The 17,198-nt window shown below is 70.0% G+C and carries 19 protein-coding genes; 4 read left to right on the top strand and 15 right to left on the bottom strand.

Translation table 11 applies throughout. The features are described from left to right. Positions 1 to 42 precede the first annotated feature (42 nt). The gene (gene serB, locus QM714_RS03915) at positions 43 to 1,266 is read left to right on the top strand and encodes a phosphoserine phosphatase SerB (RefSeq protein ID WP_415097777.1); all 1,224 of its coding nucleotides are present in this window, start codon (positions 43 to 45) and stop codon (positions 1,264 to 1,266) included. Here the strand turns inward: serB and QM714_RS03910 are convergent. The 4 genes from QM714_RS03910 to QM714_RS03895 are packed head-to-tail and all read right to left on the bottom strand — an operon-like array spanning position 1,244 to position 3,526. Further along, positions 1,244 to 1,759 (bottom strand): SixA phosphatase family protein, encoded by a 516-nt coding sequence (locus QM714_RS03910; protein WP_415097775.1) that lies wholly within the window; start codon positions 1,757 to 1,759, stop codon positions 1,244 to 1,246. The two genes, serB and QM714_RS03910, sit on opposite strands and share 23 nt — an antisense overlap. Further along, positions 1,760 to 2,530, bottom strand: a complete 771-nt coding sequence (gene fabI, locus QM714_RS03905; RefSeq protein WP_415097773.1) for an enoyl-ACP reductase FabI — start codon at positions 2,528 to 2,530, stop codon at positions 1,760 to 1,762. An 11-nt stretch (positions 2,531 to 2,541) separates the two neighbouring features. After that, positions 2,542 to 3,270 carry a beta-ketoacyl-ACP reductase gene (locus QM714_RS03900; protein ID WP_415097771.1) on the bottom strand — a complete coding sequence of 243 codons (729 nt, stop codon included), beginning with the start codon at positions 3,268 to 3,270 and terminating at the stop codon, positions 2,542 to 2,544. A gap of 43 nt (positions 3,271 to 3,313) precedes the next feature. Next, positions 3,314 to 3,526, bottom strand: coding sequence for a dodecin (locus tag QM714_RS03895; RefSeq protein WP_415097769.1), 213 nt, complete (start codon positions 3,524 to 3,526; stop codon positions 3,314 to 3,316). A 32-nt stretch (positions 3,527 to 3,558) separates the two neighbouring features. Here QM714_RS03895 and QM714_RS03890 point away from each other — a divergent pair, with 32 nt between their 5' ends. Beyond that, entirely contained in the window at positions 3,559 to 3,858 is a 300-nt protein-coding gene (locus tag QM714_RS03890; protein WP_415097767.1) for a DUF3099 domain-containing protein, read from the top strand. 150 nt (positions 3,859 to 4,008) lie between these two features. On the opposite strand, the gene moaA is transcribed toward QM714_RS03890, so the two are convergent. Beyond that, complete coding sequence (gene moaA, locus QM714_RS03885) at positions 4,009 to 5,001, bottom strand: GTP 3',8-cyclase MoaA (RefSeq protein ID WP_415097765.1); 993 nt, start codon at positions 4,999 to 5,001, stop codon at positions 4,009 to 4,011. Positions 5,002 to 5,045: 44 nt separating this feature from the next. Between moaA and QM714_RS03880 the strand changes: the two genes are divergently transcribed. Then, entirely contained in the window at positions 5,046 to 5,810 is a 765-nt protein-coding gene (locus tag QM714_RS03880; protein WP_415097763.1) for an SURF1 family protein, read from the top strand. Here QM714_RS03880 and QM714_RS03875 read toward each other — a convergent pair. Together QM714_RS03875 and QM714_RS03870 are read right to left on the bottom strand one after the other, a co-directional pair. Then, a complete protein-coding gene (locus tag QM714_RS03875; protein WP_415097761.1) occupies positions 5,777 to 7,618 on the bottom strand; it encodes an ABC transporter ATP-binding protein in 1,842 nt (613 codons plus the stop codon). The genes QM714_RS03880 and QM714_RS03875 overlap by 34 nt on opposite strands. A gap of 23 nt (positions 7,619 to 7,641) precedes the next feature. Then, on the bottom strand, positions 7,642 to 9,240 hold the full coding sequence (locus tag QM714_RS03870; protein WP_415097759.1) for an ABC-F family ATP-binding cassette domain-containing protein: 1,599 nt from the start codon (positions 9,238 to 9,240) through the stop codon (positions 7,642 to 7,644). A gap of 53 nt (positions 9,241 to 9,293) precedes the next feature. Between QM714_RS03870 and QM714_RS03865 the strand changes: the two genes are divergently transcribed. Continuing rightward, complete coding sequence (locus tag QM714_RS03865) at positions 9,294 to 10,253, top strand: neutral zinc metallopeptidase (protein WP_415097757.1); 960 nt, start codon at positions 9,294 to 9,296, stop codon at positions 10,251 to 10,253. Positions 10,254 to 10,262: 9 nt separating this feature from the next. Here the strand turns inward: QM714_RS03865 and QM714_RS03860 are convergent, their stop codons facing one another. Genes QM714_RS03860 through sufC form a run of 8 tightly spaced genes read right to left on the bottom strand, consistent with a single transcriptional unit; the run spans position 10,263 to position 17,194 of the window. Further along, positions 10,263 to 11,168, bottom strand: a complete 906-nt coding sequence (locus QM714_RS03860; RefSeq protein WP_415097755.1) for a phosphotransferase — start codon at positions 11,166 to 11,168, stop codon at positions 10,263 to 10,265. A 39-nt stretch (positions 11,169 to 11,207) separates the two neighbouring features. Then, positions 11,208 to 12,797: an ABC transporter permease gene (locus QM714_RS03855; RefSeq protein WP_415097753.1), complete on the bottom strand. Its 1,590-nt coding sequence runs from the start codon at positions 12,795 to 12,797 to the stop codon at positions 11,208 to 11,210. Then, entirely contained in the window at positions 12,794 to 13,684 is an 891-nt protein-coding gene (locus QM714_RS03850) for an ATP-binding cassette domain-containing protein (RefSeq protein ID WP_415097751.1), read from the bottom strand. The genes QM714_RS03855 and QM714_RS03850 overlap by 4 nt, the downstream gene beginning before the upstream one ends. Positions 13,685 to 13,712: 28 nt before the next feature. Then, positions 13,713 to 14,315 carry an acVLRF1 family peptidyl-tRNA hydrolase gene (locus tag QM714_RS03845; RefSeq protein WP_415097749.1) on the bottom strand — a complete coding sequence of 201 codons (603 nt, stop codon included), beginning with the start codon at positions 14,313 to 14,315 and terminating at the stop codon, positions 13,713 to 13,715. 5 nt (positions 14,316 to 14,320) lie between these two features. Further along, on the bottom strand, positions 14,321 to 14,683 hold the full coding sequence (locus QM714_RS03840) for a metal-sulfur cluster assembly factor (protein ID WP_415097747.1): 363 nt from the start codon (positions 14,681 to 14,683) through the stop codon (positions 14,321 to 14,323). After that, the gene (sufU, locus tag QM714_RS03835; RefSeq protein ID WP_415097745.1) at positions 14,680 to 15,156 is read right to left on the bottom strand and encodes a Fe-S cluster assembly sulfur transfer protein SufU; all 477 of its coding nucleotides are present in this window, start codon (positions 15,154 to 15,156) and stop codon (positions 14,680 to 14,682) included. Before sufU ends, QM714_RS03840 begins: the two co-directional genes overlap by 4 nt. After that, entirely contained in the window at positions 15,156 to 16,439 is a 1,284-nt protein-coding gene (locus QM714_RS03830) for an aminotransferase class V-fold PLP-dependent enzyme (RefSeq protein ID WP_415097743.1), read from the bottom strand. The genes sufU and QM714_RS03830 overlap by 1 nt, the downstream gene beginning before the upstream one ends. Further along, entirely contained in the window at positions 16,436 to 17,194 is a 759-nt protein-coding gene (gene sufC, locus QM714_RS03825; RefSeq protein WP_415097741.1) for a Fe-S cluster assembly ATPase SufC, read from the bottom strand. Before sufC ends, QM714_RS03830 begins: the two co-directional genes overlap by 4 nt. Between the last annotated feature and the right edge of the window lie 4 nt (positions 17,195 to 17,198).

The raw sequence follows: 17,198 nt of genomic DNA, 5'->3' as shown, positions 1-17,198 counted from the left end.
CTATCGACCTGCACCATCGAGATCGGGGTAGCCTGCCGCTCGATGGATCCCCAGCATCCCGACGCGTCGCAGACGCTCCTCATCACCCTCTCCGGACGGGATCGGCCGGGGGTCACCTCGGCCGTCTTCCGGGTGCTGTCGGCCGCAGCGGTAGAGGTCGTCGACGTCGAGCAGATCGTGCTCCGTGGCCGGCTGGTGCTCGGCGTCCTGGTGACGGCGCCCCGCGACTGGCGGCGCCTGGTCGAGGCGGTGGAGAACACCGCGGCCGGTCTCGAGATGCAGGTCGACATCGAGCGCGGCGTGGGCGACAACACCCGACGGCGGACCGGACGCTGCAAGGTCACCTTGATCGGCGGCCCGCTGCGGGCGAAGGCGTTCGCGGCAGTGGCCGGCCGGATCGCCGACAGCGGTGCGAACATCGACCGGATCACGCGGATGGCCCGCTATCCCGTGACGGCGATCGACCTGCACCTTTCCGGCGCGAACACCGACCTCTTGCGCACCCTGCTCGCCACCGAGGCGGCGGCGCAAGGGATCGACATCGCCGTCCAGCCCGCGAGCCTGCTCCAGCGCAGCATGCGGCTGATCGTGATGGACGTCGACTCCACACTGATCCAAGGAGAGGTCATCGAGATGCTCGCGGCCGAAGCCGGTTGCGAGGCGGAGGTCGCGGCCGTCACCACGGCGGCGATGAACGGTGAGCTCGACTTCGAGGAGTCACTGCGGGCGCGGGTAGCCCTGCTGGAGGGCCTCGACGCGACGGCGCTGGATCGGGTGTACGACGCGATCGAGCTCACCCCGGGCGCCCGCACCCTGGTCCGCACGTTGCGTCGGTTGGGGTTCCGATTCGCCATCGTGTCCGGAGGCTTCAGCCAGATCACCGATCGGCTGGCCAAGGAGCTCAAGATCCACTACTCCCGAGCCAACGAGCTGGAGGTCGTCGACGGTCGGCTCACCGGCCGGATCGTCGGCGACGTGGTGGACCGGGCCGGGAAGGCGGCCGCGCTGCGGCAGTTCGCCGCCGACTTCGGCGTGCCGGATGAGGCGGTGGTGGCGATCGGTGACGGCGCCAACGACCTGGACATGCTGTCGGCCGCCGGTCTCGGCATCGCCTACAACGCGAAGCGGGTCGTCCGGGAGGCCGCGGACACCGCGGTGAACGTGCCCTATCTCGACACGATCATGTATCTGCTCGGCATCACTCGCGAGGAGATCGAGACCGCGGACGAGGCGGCAGGGGTGGTCACCCCCGCTCCCCCTCTCTGAAGGCCACCAACCGGGCACCTGCCCAGCCGAGCTCACGCCACGGACCGGGGAAGGTGAACACGGCCAGACTCGCCGGCGGGTAGCCGCCAGCCATCGCCAGGCCGGTCGCGACGTCGCCCTCGCCGTCGTCGAGGAGTTGGGCCATCGTCGCGACAGTGGGGTTGTGGCCGACCACGACCAGGCAGTGGCTGCCCTCGTCGGTCTCCCGGACCAGGTCCAGCGCGCTCTCCGCGTCGGCGTGGTAGAGGGCGCGGTCGAGCAGCGGCTCGGCGCTCCAGGCCGCCCCTTCGCTGAGAGACGCCCAGGTGCGCTCCGCACGCCGTGCCGCCGAGACGAGGGCCGCATCGGCGACGTACCCCTCCGCGGCCAGCCAGCGGCCTGCGGCGAGGGCGGCCCGGGCGCCCTCCGGCTCAAGGTCGCGGTCGAAGTCGGCGCCCTCCTGCGACGCGCGGGCGTGCCGCACCACGACGAGGGTGCGCTCCACGGTGGGCACTCAGGCACCCATCGCGTGGAAGCCGCCGTCCACGTGCACGATCTCGCCCGTCGTGGCAGGGAACAGGTCCGAGAGCAGCGCGCAGACCGCCTTCGCGGTGGGGATCTGGTCGGTCTCGTCCCAGCCCAGCGGGGCCCGGGTCGACCACATCGACTCCAGATCCTCGAAGCCGGGGATCGCCTTGGCGGCGAGCGTCTTCAGCGGCCCGGCCGAGACCAGGTTGACCCGCACCCCTGACGGCCCCAGATCGCGCGCGAGATAGCGAGCGCAAGACTCCAGGGCGGCCTTCGCGACGCCCATCCAGTCGTACGCCGGCCAGGCGATGCTGCCGTCGAAGGTCATCCCCACGACCGAGGCGCCGTCGGTCAGCATCGGTTGGCAGGCCACCGTGAGCGACTTCAGGGAGTAGGCCGACACCTGGAGTGCCTGGGCGACGTCCTCCCAGGGCCCGTCGAGGAACTTGCCGCCGAGGAGCGTCTCGGGGTTGCCGTAGGCGATGGAGTGCACGACGCCGTCGAGCCCGTCGACGTGGTCGCGCAGCAGGCCCGGCAGCCGGTCGAGGTGCTCGGGATCGGTCACGTCGAGCTCCAGCACGGGCGGCTCGACCGGGAGCCGTTTGGCGATCCGCTTGGTGATGCCGAGGGCGCGCCCGAAGTTGGAGATGATCACCGTCGCGCCCTGCTCCTGGGCGACCCGGGCCACGGCGAACCCGATCGAGCTGTCCATCGTGACGCCCGCGACCAGGATGCGCTTGCCATCCAGAATTCCCATGCTGTCTCCTCTCAGTGACCCATGCCCAGGCCGCCGTCGACCGGGATGACCGCGCCGGTCACATAGCCGGCCCCCTCGGAGGCCAACCAGGTCACGACGGAGGCGATCTCCGCTGGTGTCGCGTAGCGGCCGAGTGGGACCTGGGACCGGATCGCGGCCCTCTGCTCGTCGGTCAACACGTCGGTCATGTCGGTCTCCACGAAGCCGGGTGCGACGACGTTGGCAGTGATGCTCCGCGAGCCGAGCTCGCGGGCGATGGAGCGGGCCATCCCGACCAGGCCGGCCTTCGAGGCGGCGTAGTTGGTCTGCCCCGCCGAGCCGAGGAGGCCGACGACGGAGGAGATCAACACGATCCGGCCGCGGCGCAGTCGGAGCATGCCCTTGGCTGCCCGCCGGACAACCCGGAACGAGCCGGTGAGGTTCGTGTCCACGACGGCCGTCCAGTCCTCCTCGGACATCCGCAGGAGCAGCGTGTCGTGGGTGATGCCCGCGTTGGCCACCAGCACTTCGACCGGACCGTGCGCGGCCTCGACCTCGGCGAAGGCCCGGTCCACCGAGCCGGCATCGGTCACGTCACAGCGGACGTCGAGGCAACCCTCGGGCGCGCCGCCGTTGCGAGTGGTGACGGCGACCTGGTCGCCGAGAGCGACGAACGCCTCCGCGATGGCGCGACCGATCCCTCGGTTGCCGCCGGTGATCAGGACGGAGCGCCTCGGGGGCGCGACGGTGGAGTCACTCACGGAGCACGACGCTAGTGGACGCCGTGCGCCAGGCGAAAGCGACTCACTCGTCCTCCAACCGGAAGCCGATCTTCATGGTGACCTGGAAGTGCTCGATCTCGTTGTCGCGGAGCTGGCCGCGGACGCCGGTGACCTCGAACCAGTCGAGGTGGCGCAGGGTCTGTGAGGCTCGCTCGATGCCGTTGCGGACGGCCTGGTCGATGCCGTCGGGTGAGGTGCCGACGATCTCGCTGAGTCGGTAGGTGCGGTCGGTCATGGTGGTGATGGTAGCGGCGTACCATGGCAGGTATGTCCGTCCGGGATCGACGCCACGGCGACGAACCGGTCCGGATCACCACCGCCCCGCCGAGCCGTGCCGAGGACACCGCCGCCCGACAGCGGCACTATCTGGTGTCGATGGCGATCCGCACCGGCTGCTTCGTGGGTGCCATCGCGGTCGGGCAGGGTTGGCTTCGCTGGGTCCTGATCGCGGGAGCCGTGATCTTGCCGTACGTCGCTGTGGTCCTCGCCAACGTCTCCGCGAACGGCAGCGAGGGCGTCGACCTGCCCGAGGGGCCGTCCGACGTGCGCGAACTGCCCCACTCCTGACCCGCCGTGAGGCTCGTTGCCCACGGGGTCAGGTCGTGCAAGAATCCACTTCGCGAGCCCAGTCTCCCCCGTCTGGGAATCGCCGTGAGATGCCGGACGGCTTCCCCCGTGGCTGTCCGGCATCTCCTCATTTCAGAGTCGATCTCGGGGTCAGCCGCCGATCGCCGACATCGGGCGATCGGGCTGGAGGAACTTCGGATCGTCGATGCCGTGTCCCGCTCGCTTGCCGCTCATCGCGACCACCCAACGATCGGCGATCTCGTCGTCGGTCGCGCCGTTGCGCAAGGGTGTGCGCAAGTCCGACTCCTCGCGGGCGAACAGACAGTTGCGCAGGGTGCCGTCGGCGGTGAGCCGAACCCGGTCACAGTCGCCGCAGAACGGCCGGGTGACCGAGGCGATCACCCCGACGGTCGCCGGACCGCCGTCGACGAGGAACAACTCGGCTGGGGCGCTGCCGCGCGGCTCGGCAGCGGGCGTGAGGGTGAACTCCTCCTCGAGCCGCTCGAGGATCTCGTCGGCCTCGACCATCTCGGTGCGGCTCCAGCGGTGTTGGGCGTCGAGCGGCATCTGCTCGATGAATCGCAGCTGGTGGCCCTCCGATAGCGCCCACCGGAGCAGCTCGGGGGCCTGCTTGTCGTTGAGCCCTCGCATCAGCACTGCGTTGAGCTTCACCGGACGCAACCCGGCGTCGCGGGCCGCCGCAATCCCGGCCAGGACGTCGGGCAGCCGGTCGCGCCGGGTGATCTCTGCGAACGTCTCCGGACGGATGCTGTCGAGGCTGACGTTGACCCTGTTCAGGCCCGCGTCTGCGAGTGCGGCCGCCGTGCGCGCCAGACCCAGCGCGTTGGTCGTCATGGAGAGCTCGACGTCCGGGGCCGCGAGGCGGGTGCGGCGCACGATGTCGACCAGACCACACCGGACGAGGGGCTCGCCGCCGGTGAATCGAATCTCGCGGACACCCAGCAGGTCGACGCCGATCGTGATCAGGCGAATGACCTCGTCGTCGGTGAGCACCTCCTCGCCGGGCAGCCAGTCCAGGCCCTCGGCGGGCATGCAGTAGGAGCAGCGCAGGTTGCACCGGTCGGTCAACGAGACCCGAAGGTCGGTCGCGACCCGGCCGAAGCGGTCTGCCAACACTCGCACCCGTCGAGTCTACGCGTAGGGATCGCTGATCTACGCTCGTCGGCGTGCGTTCACTGCGGTTCCTGCTCTCCCGCCGGTGGGTGCTGCTTGCGCTCGCCGTCGTGCTGCTCGGCTACCTCGCCTGGTGGCTGGGCGAGTGGCAGTTCCATCGCCTCTCCGAGCGCAAGGAGCGCAACGCGGTCACCGAGCGGAACGAGGCTGCCACCCCGGTGCCAGTGGGCGACGTGCTCGCGCAGGGACGGCCGGTGGCGGACTCGGACGAGTGGCGGCTGGTGACCGCCACCGGCAGCTACGACACCGACGACACCGTCGTGGTGCGGTATCAGACTCGCGAGGGTCAGGCGGGTGTCGATGTGGTGGTGCCGCTGGACACCGACCAGGGCACGGTTTTGGTCGATCGCGGATGGGTGGCGACCTCGAACACGACTGCCGCGCCGGATGAGGTGCCCGCGCCGCCCACCGGTGAGGTGACCGTGGTCGGCTGGGTCCGCGCCGACGGGACCGGCGACAGCACGAAGGTCACCGACGGCTCGACCAGGGCCGTCTCCAGCGTGGCGATCAGCGACTACCTGGACCGGGAGCTGCTCGGTGGCTTCGTGGACCTGAAGTCCGAGGATCCACCGCCAGACAAGCCCCTCGCGCCGACCGAACTGCCCGATCTGGGCAACGGTCCGCACTTCTTCTACGGGTTGCAGTGGTGGTTCTTCGGGCTGCTGGCGGTCGGCGGATTCGGCTATCTGGCCTGGGACGAGTGGCGCAAGGGCCGCCGCCAGGATCAGGATTCGCCGACGGCCTCGCCGAGGAACTGAGTGCGGTAGAGCGTGGCGTAGAGCCCCCCGTCGGCCAGCAGCTGCTGGTGGGTGCCTTGCTCGACGACCCGGCCGTGATCGAGCACCACGATCCGATTGGCGTTGCGCACGGTGGACAGCCGGTGCGCGATGACGAGCGCGGTCCGACCGGCGAGGGCGGCATCCAGGGCGCGCTGCAGCGCCACCTCCGACTCGCTGTCCAGGTGGGCGGTCGCCTCGTCGAGAACGACGATGGGCGGCGCCTTGAGCAGCAGGCGGGCGATGGCGAGTCGTTGCCGCTCACCGCCGGACAGGCGGTAGCCGCGGTCGCCGACCACCGTGTCAAGCCCGTCGGGCAGGCTGCGCACCAGGTCCGCGATCTGTGCGGCCTCCATCGCTGCCCAGACCTGCCGGTCGTCGGCGTCCGGACGCGCATACCGCAGGTTGGCCCGGATCGTGTCGTGGAACAGGTGCGCGTCCTGGGTCACGTAGCCCACGACGTCCTCCAGCGACTGCAAGGTCACGTCTCGCACGTCGTGGCCATCGACGTGGACGGCGCCGGCGGTGACGTCGTACAACCGCGCCACCAGATGGGTGACCGTGGTCTTGCCCGCCCCGGACGGACCGACCAGGGCGACCATCTCCCCCGCGTCAGCGCGGAGGGAGACGTCGGTGAGCACCGGCCCGGTTGGCCGCGACCCGGCCCGAGCGACCACCTCGAGGGACGCCAGGGAGACGTCCTCGGCGCGCGGATAGGAGAAGCCGACCCGGTCGAACTCCAGGGACGACGCGGTCGACGGCAGCGCGGTGGCTCCGGGCTTCTCCTGGATCGTGGACGGCAGGTCGAGGACCTCGAAGACCCGCTCGAAGCTGACCAGCGCCGTCATGACGTCGATCCGGACGTTGGAGAGGCCTTGGAGGGGACCCAGCAGCCGCAGGAGGAGTGTCGCGAGCGCCAGCACCGTCCCGACGGTGAGCCGACCCGAGATCGCGAGGTGGCCGCCGACGCCGTACACCAGGGCGGTGGCCAGGGCGGGCACCGCCAGCAGTGCGGCGGCGAAGACGCGGGTGATCAGCGAGATCCGGACGCCCAGATCCCGCACGACGGCGGCCTTCGTGGCGAACAGCCGGTCCTCCTCGTCGCGGCGGCCGAAGAGCTTGAGCAGCATGGCGCCACCGACGTTGAAGCGCTCGGTCATCATGTTGCCGAGGTCGGCGTTGCCGTCCATCTGCTCACGGGTGAGCCCGGCCAGGCGGCCACCGACCCAGCGGGAGGTGAGCAGCAGGATGGGAAACAGGGCCACGCACAACAGCGTGATCTGCCAGCTCAGCGCGAGCATCGCGATGCCGACAACCACCACGGAGATGGCGTTGGAGACCGCACCCGACAGGGTGGAGGTGAACGCGCGCTGGGCACCCAGCACGTCGTTGTTGAGCCGGGACACCAGGGCACCGGTCTGGGTGCGGGTGAAGAACGCCAAGGACTGGCGTTGCACATGGCTGAAGACGACGCTGCGCAGATCGAAGATGAGGTTCTCCCCGATCCGAGCGGACAGGTAGCCGTTGGCCACCCCTAGGAGCGCGTCGAAGAGTGCCGTCACAGCCATCGCCAGCGCCAGTAGCGTCACCAGCCGGCCGTCGCGGCCGATGATGCCCTCGTCGACGATCCGTTGCACCAGCAGCGGTGTCACGACGACCAGTAGTGCGTCGACGACGGTGAGGGCGATGAAGAGGGCGATCAGCCGCCGCTGTGGTGCCGCGAAGCCGAGGACGCGGCGGAGGGTGCCCGGCCGAATTCGATTGTGGACGATGTCACGGTCGGTGCGCACGGTGCGCCACGTCGGACCCAGTGTCATGCCAGTGCAACAAGATCGGTGTAGTCCTCGTTCCACAGGTCCTCGACGCCGTCGGGCAAGATGAGCACCCGCTCCGGCTCCAGAGCGGTCACCGCGCCCTCGTCGTGGGTGACGAGCACCAGCGCCCCCTGATAGCGGCGGATCGCGGCCAGCACCTCTTCTCGCGAGGCGGGGTCGAGGTTGTTGGTGGGCTCGTCGAGCAGCAGCACGTTGGCACTGGACACCACCAGGATCGCCAGCGCCAGCCGGGTCTTCTCCCCGCCCGAGAGCACGCCCGCGGGCTTGTCGGCGTCGTCACCACTGAACAGGAACGAGCCGAGGACCGACCTGGCCTCGGTGTCGGAGAGGTGAGGCGCGTTGCTGTGCAGGTTCTCCAGCACGGTGCGTGAGACATCCAGGGTCTCGTGCTCCTGGGCGTAGTAGCCCAAGCGGAGACCGTGCCCGGGTGTCACCTCGCCGGTGTCAGGTGGGTCGAGTCCCGCCAGGATCCGGAGAAGAGTGGTCTTGCCTGCCCCGTTCAGGCCGAGGACCACGACCCGCGAGCCCCGGTCGATCGCCAGGTCGACATCGGTGAAGACCTCCAGGGAGCCGTAGGACTTCGAGAGCTCGGAGGCGGTCAGCGGAGTCCGACCACACGGTGCCGGCGCCGGGAAGGCGATCCGCGCCACTCGATCGGCACGACGCTCCTCGTCCAGCCCCGCGCGCAACCGGTCCGCACGGCGCATCATCGACTGCGCTGCCTTGGCCTTGGTTGCCTTCGCCCGCATCTTGTTGGCCTGCTCGGTCAACGAGTCGGCCTTGCGCTCGGCATTGGCGCGCTCCCGCTTGCGGCGCCGCTCGTCGTTCTCCCGCTGGGTCAAGTAGTCGCGCCAGCCCATGTTGTAGACGTCCACCTGGGCTCGATTGGCGTCGAGGTGGAGCACCCGGTTGACGGTCTCCTCGAGCAGGGCCGTGTCGTGGCTGATCACCACGATCCCGCCCTGATAGGCTTTCAAGAAGTCACGCAGCCAGCCCACGGAGTCGGCGTCGAGGTGGTTGGTCGGTTCGTCCAGCAGCAGCGTGTCGGCCTCGGAGAAGAGGATCCGGGCCAGCTCGACCCGCCTGCGCTGGCCACCGGACAATGTGCGCAGCGGCTGGTGCAGGACGCGCTCTTCGATGCCCAGGCTGGCCGAGATCCGAGCGGCCTCGGCCTCAGCGGCGTACCCACCACCCGCATGCAGCTCGGCGTCCGCACGCGCATATCTGCGCATCGCCCGCTCACGGACGGCGTCGTCGTCGCTGGACATCTCCTGCTCGGCCTCGCGAAGACGCCGGACCACGTCGTGCAGACCCCGCGCTGACAGCACGCGATCGCGCGCGAGCTGGTCCGGATCGCCGGCTCGAGGATCCTGAGGCAGATAGCCCACCCGTCCGGTCCGCTGGACCTGGCCGGCGGCCGGCTGACCTTCGCCCGCGAGAATCCGGGTCAGGGTCGTCTTGCCGGCACCGTTGCGCCCGACCAAGCCGACGGTGTCTCCCGCGGCCACGCGGAACGAGACATCCTCGATCAACAATCTGGACCCGGCGCGGACCTGGACATGCTGGGCCGTGATCATCACCGGATACCCTACTTGCCGGGCAATCGCCCGCCGCACGAAGGGACGTCCGCATGCGATTCAACCCGAAGGCCAAGATCGACACCGGTCGCGTGCACGACGCCGGCAGCTCGGGTGGTGGCGGCGGAGGCATGGGTGGCCTCGGCGGTGGGGGCATGCAGTTCCCGATCCCCAGCGGCAAGATGGGTGGCGGCATCGGCGGCGTTTTGATCGTGGTGATCCTGCTGGTGGTCGCGATGTGCGGCAACATCGACCTGACCGGTGGGGGGACGACGCCGTCGGCTCAGGGCGGCTCGCTGGACCCCAGCCGGATGGACGGGACCGGCCGTTACGAGAACTGCAAGACCGGCGAGGATGCCAACAACAGCGAGGACTGTGCCAGAGTGGCGGTAGAGAACTCGCTCACCAACTTCTGGTCCGCCACCCTCGGCAGCGACTTCCGGCCCGAGGCCGCACTGGTCACCTTCTCCGGCGCCATCAACACCGGCTGCGGCAACGCGACCGCGGATGTCGGCCCGTTCTACTGCCCTGCCGACCAGACGATCTATCTCGACACCAGCTTCTTCGACGACGTGCTCCAGCGCCAGCTCGGCGGTCCGGCCGGCGCCTTCGTGGAGCCCTACGTGATCGGTCACGAGTATGGTCACCACATCCAGAACCTGCTCGGCATCATGAAGCGGGTGAAGACCCAGCAGGGCCCCACCAGTGACGCGGTCCGGCTCGAGCTGGAGGCCGACTGCTTCGCCGGCATGTGGGCCAAGAGCGCCACCTCGACCGATGATGCCACCGGAGAGCCCCTGATCACCGAGCTCAGTGATCAGGACATCCACGAGGCGATCGAGGCGGCGGCCTCGGTGGGTGACGACCGGATCCAGCAGCGCACCCAGGGTCGGGTGTCCCCCGACGGCTGGACGCACGGCTCGGCCGAGTCTCGGGTGAAGTGGTTCACGGTGGGCTACCAGCAGGGATCCATGGACGCCTGCGAGCAGGTGTGGAAGGTCGCCACGCCCTGACCGTCCCTCTCAGCCGACCAGGGCCTCGATCTGGGGGAACTGGCGCTGCAGTGCACGGAGGTACGGCGCCACGCTCGGGTGGCGGTACTTCCCCGCCAGGGCGCCCTCGCCGGTGGCCACCCGCGCCAGGGCCCACTCCGCGCGGGTCAGGACGGTGTAGACGGCCGTGATCCGCGCACCCTGCCGGACCTGGTCCTCGGTGGCCAGCCCGGGGGGCAGTCCCGAGCAGTAGGCGCGGACGAGGTAGTCGAACTCTTCTCGGGCCGACAGTGCGTAGTAGCCGATGTCGGCACCCACCGGGCCGCGGCCGAGAGTCGCCCAGTCCACGGCCAGCACCTCGTCCCCGTCGCGGCCACGGAGGTTGTCGGGGACCGGGTCGCCGTGCTGGGTGACGACGGGCAGCTCGTCGGCTGCCCGCAGGTGTGCCTCGCGATGGCGCCATAGGTGGTCGGCCACGTCGGCGACGGTGGTGCGGGCCAGCGTCGGCCAGCCGCCCCGAAGGGCGACCCGCTGCAGCCGGTCTCGCAGTTGGTCGGTCGCCAGCCAGCTCCGATCGGCCAGCTCCTCGCCGGCGAACCGGCCCAGGGCGCGTGCCACGAACAGGCCGGGATTGTCGGTGATCGGAACCCGCTCGTGCACCACGGTGATCCCGTCGGGGTCCTCCTCCACCCTGACCACAGCCGGTGACCGCAGTCCGGCCGTGGCGGCGACCAGTCCGTCGAGGGCGACGTCGGCGCTTCTGCGCCAGTAGGCGAAGTGGCGCGGGTCGAGCAGCTCGGGCGGGTCGTGCTCGGCGGGCGCCGCGAGGCGCTTGGCGACGAGCTCACGACCGTCCTCGACGATCGACCAGACCCCGACGGTCGAGGTGCCGCTGCCGCCCGGCAACGGCTGCCACCCCGGTTGCGGGTGCCACATGGGTGCCTCCCGGAGCGGACGACGGATCTGCCCGGGAGGTTAGCCGATATCGCGGTGTCGGTAGGCCCACCACGCCACGGCGGAGACGACTGCGGTCAGCACGGTCAGCACGACAGCCGGGCCCCACGCCATCGGCTCGCTCGGCACCTTGGCGATGTGTTGGAAGGGTGACAGGCCGACCACCCAGTCGGGCAGGCTCAGCAGCTCGCCGACGATGCCGACCGTGGTGAAGGCGGCAAGGAGGACCCACCCCAGCAACGCCCAACGGTCGCCGAGGGAGAGGCCCAGGATCGCCAGGGCTGCGAGCAGCCAGGCCGCGGGCAACGGGGCGAGCCCAGCGCCGAGTGACCTTCCGGCAGCATCGCCGAACCCGCCAGCCTGCGCACCGTAGCCGACGGCGGCCGCAACACCCAGCAGCAACAACAGCCATGCTGTCGCCACCAGGACGAGGGCGAGCAGCGCAGTGAAGGTGTGCCCTCGCGGCGAGGCCGTGGCGAGCACCTGCTCGGTGCGGCCGTCGTGCTCGTCGCTCCCCGCATGGGCGGCGACGCCGGCGGTGAAGCCACACAGGATCAGGGCCACCACCGACATGATGCCGGCGAGCATCGCATCCTCGACCGCACCGGAGCCGCCGAGGCGGCGCAGCATCTCCTGACCTGTCGGAGAGTCGAACAGGGTGCCCAGGCTGGGCACCACCGAGCCGAACAGCACCCCGCAGACGGCGGCGGCCACCGACCACCCGACCAACGACGGGCCGTAGACCCGGAGGGCCAGCGAACCGGCGTCCCGGAGCCGCGGGCTGCCCTCGGCGGGGCCTGGTCGAGGCGCCACCAGACCGGCGCCGAGGTCGCGGCGGTCCCGCAACCAGAGCGCTACCGCGAGCAGAGCCACCGCAGTGACCGGGTAGAGCAGGAGCACCCACCACCGCGGCTGCGACCAGGCGCTGAGCTGGGTGTTCCAGCCGAGCGGGGAGAGCCAGCTCAGCCACGACTCCGAGACGTCGCCGACGGCGCGGAGCAGGAAGATGACACCGAGGCCAGCGGCGCCCGCGGCCCCGCACGTGCGAGCGCTGGCACTGACCTGGCAGGCGAGCGCCGCCACCCCGACGCCGACCATGCCGCTGCCCCACCACGACGCCGCGAAGACCAGGGATCCGGCGGCGGGCAGACCACCGGCCACGCTGCACAGCCCGGCCAGCGCGGAGATGATCGTCACGACGACGCCGGCCTCGACGACCGCCGACACCAGAGGAGCACGTCGGCCTACCCGACCGGCGGAGACCAGCTCGGTGCGGCCAGACTCCTCCTCCACGCGGGTGTGCCGTCGCACCAGGACCATGGCGAGCACCATCAAGAACAGCGCGTAGGTGACCGTGGTCTTGGTCATCGCGAGCTCACCGAGACTGTGCACGTCGAGGATCGGTCCGTAGAGGGCGACCGCGGCGGGGCTCGCGTTGACCAGCCTCGCCGCCTCCACCCTGTCCGCTTCGGTGGGATACAACCCGTTCGTCGCGGAGGCCGAGGCGTAGACGACGGCCAGCAGCACCAGTCCCCAGAGTGAGGCGAGGATCCGGTCGCGGTGGAGCTGGAAGCGGGCGAGGCCGACGGTGCCGGTGAGCTGGAGGCTCATGGCGTGTCCCGGTAGAGGTCCAAGAACAGCTCCTCCAGCGTCGGCGGTGTGCTGGTCAGGGAGCGCACGCCGGCGGCGGTCAGCGCCTCCAGCAGAGGCGAGAGGCCGTCGGCGTCCACGGTGCAGGACAGGTGGTGGCCGTCGACGGAGAGGTCGTGGACGCCAGGCAGCGCGGACAGGTCCGACGGTGGCTTGTCCAGCTCGGCCTGGATCCGATTGCGACGCAGGTGGCGCAGCTCGGCCAACGTGCCGGTCTCGACCGCGCGCCCGGCCCGGATGATGGTCACCCGGTCGGCCAGCAGTTCCACCTCGCTCAAGATGTGGCTGGAGAGGAGCACCGTGGTGCCGGCCTCCTTGTGCTCAGCGAGGCACTCGTTGAAGACCTGCTCCATCAACGGATCCAGACCCGAGGTGGGCTCGTCGAGGACCAGCAGGTCGGTCGGCGCGGCGAACGCCGCCACCAGGGCCACCTTCTGCCGGTTCCCTTTGGAGTAGGCCCGGCCCTTCTTGGTCGGATCGAGGTCGAACCGTTCGAGCAGATCGGCGCGCCGGCTGCGGTCGACCTGGACGCCCCGCATCCGCAGGAGCAGGTCGATGGTCTCCCCGCCCGAGAGGTTCGGCCACAGGCTGACGTCACCGGGCACGTAGGCCAGCCGACGGTGGATGTCGACCGGATCCCGCCACGGATCGAGGCCGAAGACCTCGGCCGTGCCGGCCTCGGTGCGGAGCAGACCCAGCAGGCTGCGGATGGTGGTCGACTTGCCTGCCCCGTTGGGGCCGAGGAAGCCGTGCACCTCCCCCGATCTGACGGTGAGATCGAGCCCGTCGAGCGCCCGAACCGATCCGAAACGCTTCACCAGTCCGCGGACGTCGATGACGCTCTCCACGTCTGCCACTGTACGGCGGCAGGCACGCTCAGGCGTTGACCACCTCGACCTGGATGGCGACCGCCTCCTGGATGGCACGATCCAGCTCGCGACGGCGTGGATCGGGGACGTCGAGCCAGGGCGCTACGGGCGTCAACCCGGCAAGCCGCCTGTCACCGAGCACCTCGGCCACGGCAGCCCGATCCCCTCCAACGACGACGGTGGAGACGCCGTCCAACAGGCGCGCGGCGTGGTCGGCTGCGGCCTCGAACGCCTGCCGGGCCTGGTTGTCCCTTCGTCGGGAGAACCGCTGCTGGCTCTGTCCGCCAGCCTTGGTGCGGCCTTGGACGTGGCGCTGCCCGATCTTGTGGGCCGCCAGCTGGTCATCGGCCAGCCGGGCGATCGCGAAGCCGCCCTTGCGGACCAGGAGCACGCCCCACGTCGCCGGGTGCTTCGCGGCCTCCGCGAAGCTGGCGGCGTCGGGCGCAGCGTCGTACTGACCGTCGAACGGGAGCCTTGCGGTGAACGTCGAGCCGTCCGGAGCGGTGCCGTGCAGGGCACCGTCGGTCACCGTCAGGGTGGTGCCGCCATGACGGTCGGCGAAGTTGGCCGTCCACCGCGCAAACCGTGCCGACGGCACCGCGACCCGCATGCGCCTCAGACGTTGAAGCCGAGGGCCCGCAACTGGTCGCGGCCGTCCTCGGTGATCTTGTCCGGACCCCACGGGGGCATCCAGACCCAGTTGATCGCGACGTCCTTGACCATGCCCTCCAACGCAGCATGGGTCTGGTCGGTGATCACGTCGGTCAGCGGACAGGCCGCCGAGGTGAGGGTCATGTCGAGGACCACGAAGGCGTCGTCGTCGACGTGCACGCCGTAGACGAGACCGAGGTCGACGACGTTGATGCCGAGCTCGGGGTCGACCACGTCCTTCATCGCCTCGGTGACGTCCTCGACGGTCACCGTGAGGTCGCCGGTGATGGCGTCGAGGTCGATCTCGGGAAGGTCGTCGGTGTTCATGGGGTCTCCTCCGGAACGGGTGCGGCGAAGGCAGCCGAGGTGGCGTCCTTCCAGGCCATCCAGGACAACAGGGCGCACTTGACGCGGGCAGGGAACTTGGCGACGCCGGCGAAGGCGACGGCGTCCTCGAGAACCTCCTCGTCGGGCTCGACCTGGCCCTTGCCCTGCATCAGCTCGAGGAACGCCTCGTGCACCTCCATCGCATCGGCCACCGTCTTGCCGATCACCAGGTCGGTGAGGATGGAGGCGGACGCCTGCGAGATCGAGCAGCCGAGCGAGTCGTAGGAGACGTCGCGCACCACGGTGTCGCCGTCCTGCTGGTCGAGGTGGACCCGCAAGGTGACCTCGTCGCCGCAGGTCGGGTTGACGTGGTGCACCTCGGCCTCGTAGGGCTCCCGCAGACCGCGATGGTGCGGGAACTTGTAGTGGTCCAGGATGATCTCCTGGTAGAGGCTGTCGAGGTCGGCCGACATCAGCTCACCTTGAAGTAGTCGCGGGTGTAGAGCAAACCGTCGACGAGAGCGTCGACCTCCTCCGGCGTGGTGTAGAGGTATGACGACATCCGGGTCGAGGCCTGCACGCCGAAGCGGGCATGGGCCGGGCGGGCACAGTGGTGGCCGGCGCGCACGGCGATCCCCCGGGTGTCGAGGACCGTGGCCACGTCGTGTGGGTGCACCCCGTCGAGCTCGAAGGCGATGGCACCCCCACGCTGCTCCGCGGACAGCGGGCCGAGCACGGTCAGGCCGGGCACGCTGGCCAGGCCGTCGAGGGCGTAGCCGGTGATGGCCTGCTCGTGGGCGTGCACGTGCTCCATGCCCAGGCCGTCGAGATACTCCAACGCTGCCGCGAGGCCGACCGCCTCGACGATCGGTGGGGTGCCCGCCTCGAAGCGGCGCGGCACCGGCGCATAGGTGGAGGACTCCATCCGCACGGTCTCGATCATCTCCCCGCCAGCCAGGAAGGGGGGCAGCTGGTCGAGGATGCCGCGACGGCCCCACAAGACACCGATGCCGGTCGGCCCGACGGTCTTGTGGCCGGTGAAGGCGAGCAGGTCGGCACCACAGGTGGTGACGTTGATCGGCAGCTGTGGGGCGGCCTGAGAGGCGTCCACGACGACCAGGGCGCCCACCTCGTGGGCGCGCCGGGCGATCTCGGTGATCGGGTTGACGGTGCCCAGGGCGTTGGAGACCCAGGTCAGCGCGACCACGCGGGTCCGCTCGGCGATCAGATCGTCGATGTTGTCGAGGTCGAGCTGGCCGTCGTCGGTGATCCCGAACCAGCGCAGCGTGGCGCCGGTCCGCTGGCTGAGCAGCTGCCAGGGCACGATGTTGGAGTGGTGCTCCATCTCGGTGATCACGATCTCGTCACCGGGCCCGATCCGCCCGACCCGCGCGGACCAGTCGCCCTCGGCCCAGGCGAGCGTGTTGGCCACCAGGTTGAGCGCCTCGGAGGCGTTCTTGGTGAAGACGATCTCGTCCTCGCCGGCGTGCAGGAAGGAGGCCACCCGGGCGCGTGCGCTCTCGAACGCTGCCGTGGACTCGGCGCCGAGCTGATGCATCGCCCGAGCCACGTTGGCGTTGTGCCGCTCCAGATGGTCGACCATCGCGTCGATGACGACCTGCGGCTTCTGGGAGGTGTTCGCGCTGTCCAGGTAGACGAGAGGATGTCCGCCCGCCAGGGTGCGGGAGAGGATCGGGAAGTCCTTGCGGACCACCTCGAGGTCGGGCAGCAGGCCTGGGAGGGCGGACTCGGTCACACCGCGGCCCTGGTGAAGCGGTCGTAGCCCTCGGCCTCGAGCAGGTCGGCCAGCTCGGGGCCACCCTGCTCGGCGATCCGACCGGCCACGAAGACGTGCACGAAGTCGGGCTTGATGTAGCGCAGGATCCGCGAGTAGTGCGTGATCAGCAGGACCCCCTTGTCACCTTCGGCGGTGAAGCGGTTGACCCCCTCCGAGACGACCTTGAGAGCGTCGATGTCGAGCCCGGAGTCGGTCTCGTCGAGGATCGCGATGGTGGGGTCGAGCAGCTCGAGCTGGGCGATCTCGTGGCGCTTCTTCTCGCCACCGGAGAAGCCCTCGTTGACGCTGCGCTGCGAGAAGGCCGGGTCCAGCCCGGTGCGGTCGAGCGCCTCGTTCACGCTCTTGACCCAGGTGCGTAGTTTGGGCGCCTCGCCGTCGATGGCGGTCTTCGCGGTGCGCAGGAAGTTCGCCACCGAGACGCCGGGCACCTCGACGGGGTACTGCATGGCCAAGAAGAGGCCGGCCCGGGCCCGCTCGTCGACCGACATGGCCAGCACGTCGGCTCCGTCGAGGGTGACCGAGCCGCTGGTCACGTTGTACTTCGGGTGGCCCGCGATGGAGTAGGCCAGCGTCGACTTGCCGGATCCGTTCGGACCCATGATCGCGTGGGTCTCGCCCTCGTTGATGGTCAGCGTGACGCCCTTGAGGATCTCCTTGGGGCCGTCCTCGGTGTCGACCGCGACGTGTAGGTCGTTGATGACCAGGGTGCTCATGTGG

This window comes from Nocardioides sp. (assembly GCF_047602075.1).
Lineage (GTDB): Bacteria > Actinomycetota > Actinomycetes > Propionibacteriales > Nocardioidaceae > Nocardioides.
This window is presented reverse-complemented; position numbering and strand designations above follow the sequence as displayed.

Excerpts from the sequence above, each read along its gene's own strand:
- QM714_RS03855 (WP_415097753.1), bottom strand. The coding sequence starts at position 12,797 with ATGAGCCTCCAGCTCACCGGCACCGTCGGCCTCGCCCGCTTCCAGCTC.
- serB (WP_415097777.1), top strand. The coding sequence starts at position 43 with ATGGATCCCCAGCATCCCGACGCGTCGCAGACGCTCCTCATCACCCTC.
- sufC (WP_415097741.1), bottom strand. The coding sequence starts at position 17,194 with ATGAGCACCCTGGTCATCAACGACCTACACGTCGCGGTCGACACCGAG.
- sufU (WP_415097745.1), bottom strand. The coding sequence starts at position 15,156 with ATGTCGGCCGACCTCGACAGCCTCTACCAGGAGATCATCCTGGACCAC.
- fabI (WP_415097773.1), bottom strand. The coding sequence starts at position 2,530 with ATGGGAATTCTGGATGGCAAGCGCATCCTGGTCGCGGGCGTCACGATG.
- QM714_RS03860 (WP_415097755.1), bottom strand. The coding sequence starts at position 11,168 with ATGTGGCACCCGCAACCGGGGTGGCAGCCGTTGCCGGGCGGCAGCGGC.
- QM714_RS03840 (WP_415097747.1), bottom strand. The coding sequence starts at position 14,683 with ATGAACACCGACGACCTTCCCGAGATCGACCTCGACGCCATCACCGGC.
- QM714_RS03895 (WP_415097769.1), bottom strand. The coding sequence starts at position 3,526 with ATGACCGACCGCACCTACCGACTCAGCGAGATCGTCGGCACCTCACCC.
- QM714_RS03870 (WP_415097759.1), bottom strand. The coding sequence starts at position 9,240 with ATGATCACGGCCCAGCATGTCCAGGTCCGCGCCGGGTCCAGATTGTTG.
- QM714_RS03890 (WP_415097767.1), top strand. The coding sequence starts at position 3,559 with ATGTCCGTCCGGGATCGACGCCACGGCGACGAACCGGTCCGGATCACC.
- QM714_RS03845 (WP_415097749.1), bottom strand. The coding sequence starts at position 14,315 with ATGCGGGTCGCGGTGCCGTCGGCACGGTTTGCGCGGTGGACGGCCAAC.
- QM714_RS03865 (WP_415097757.1), top strand. The coding sequence starts at position 9,294 with ATGCGATTCAACCCGAAGGCCAAGATCGACACCGGTCGCGTGCACGAC.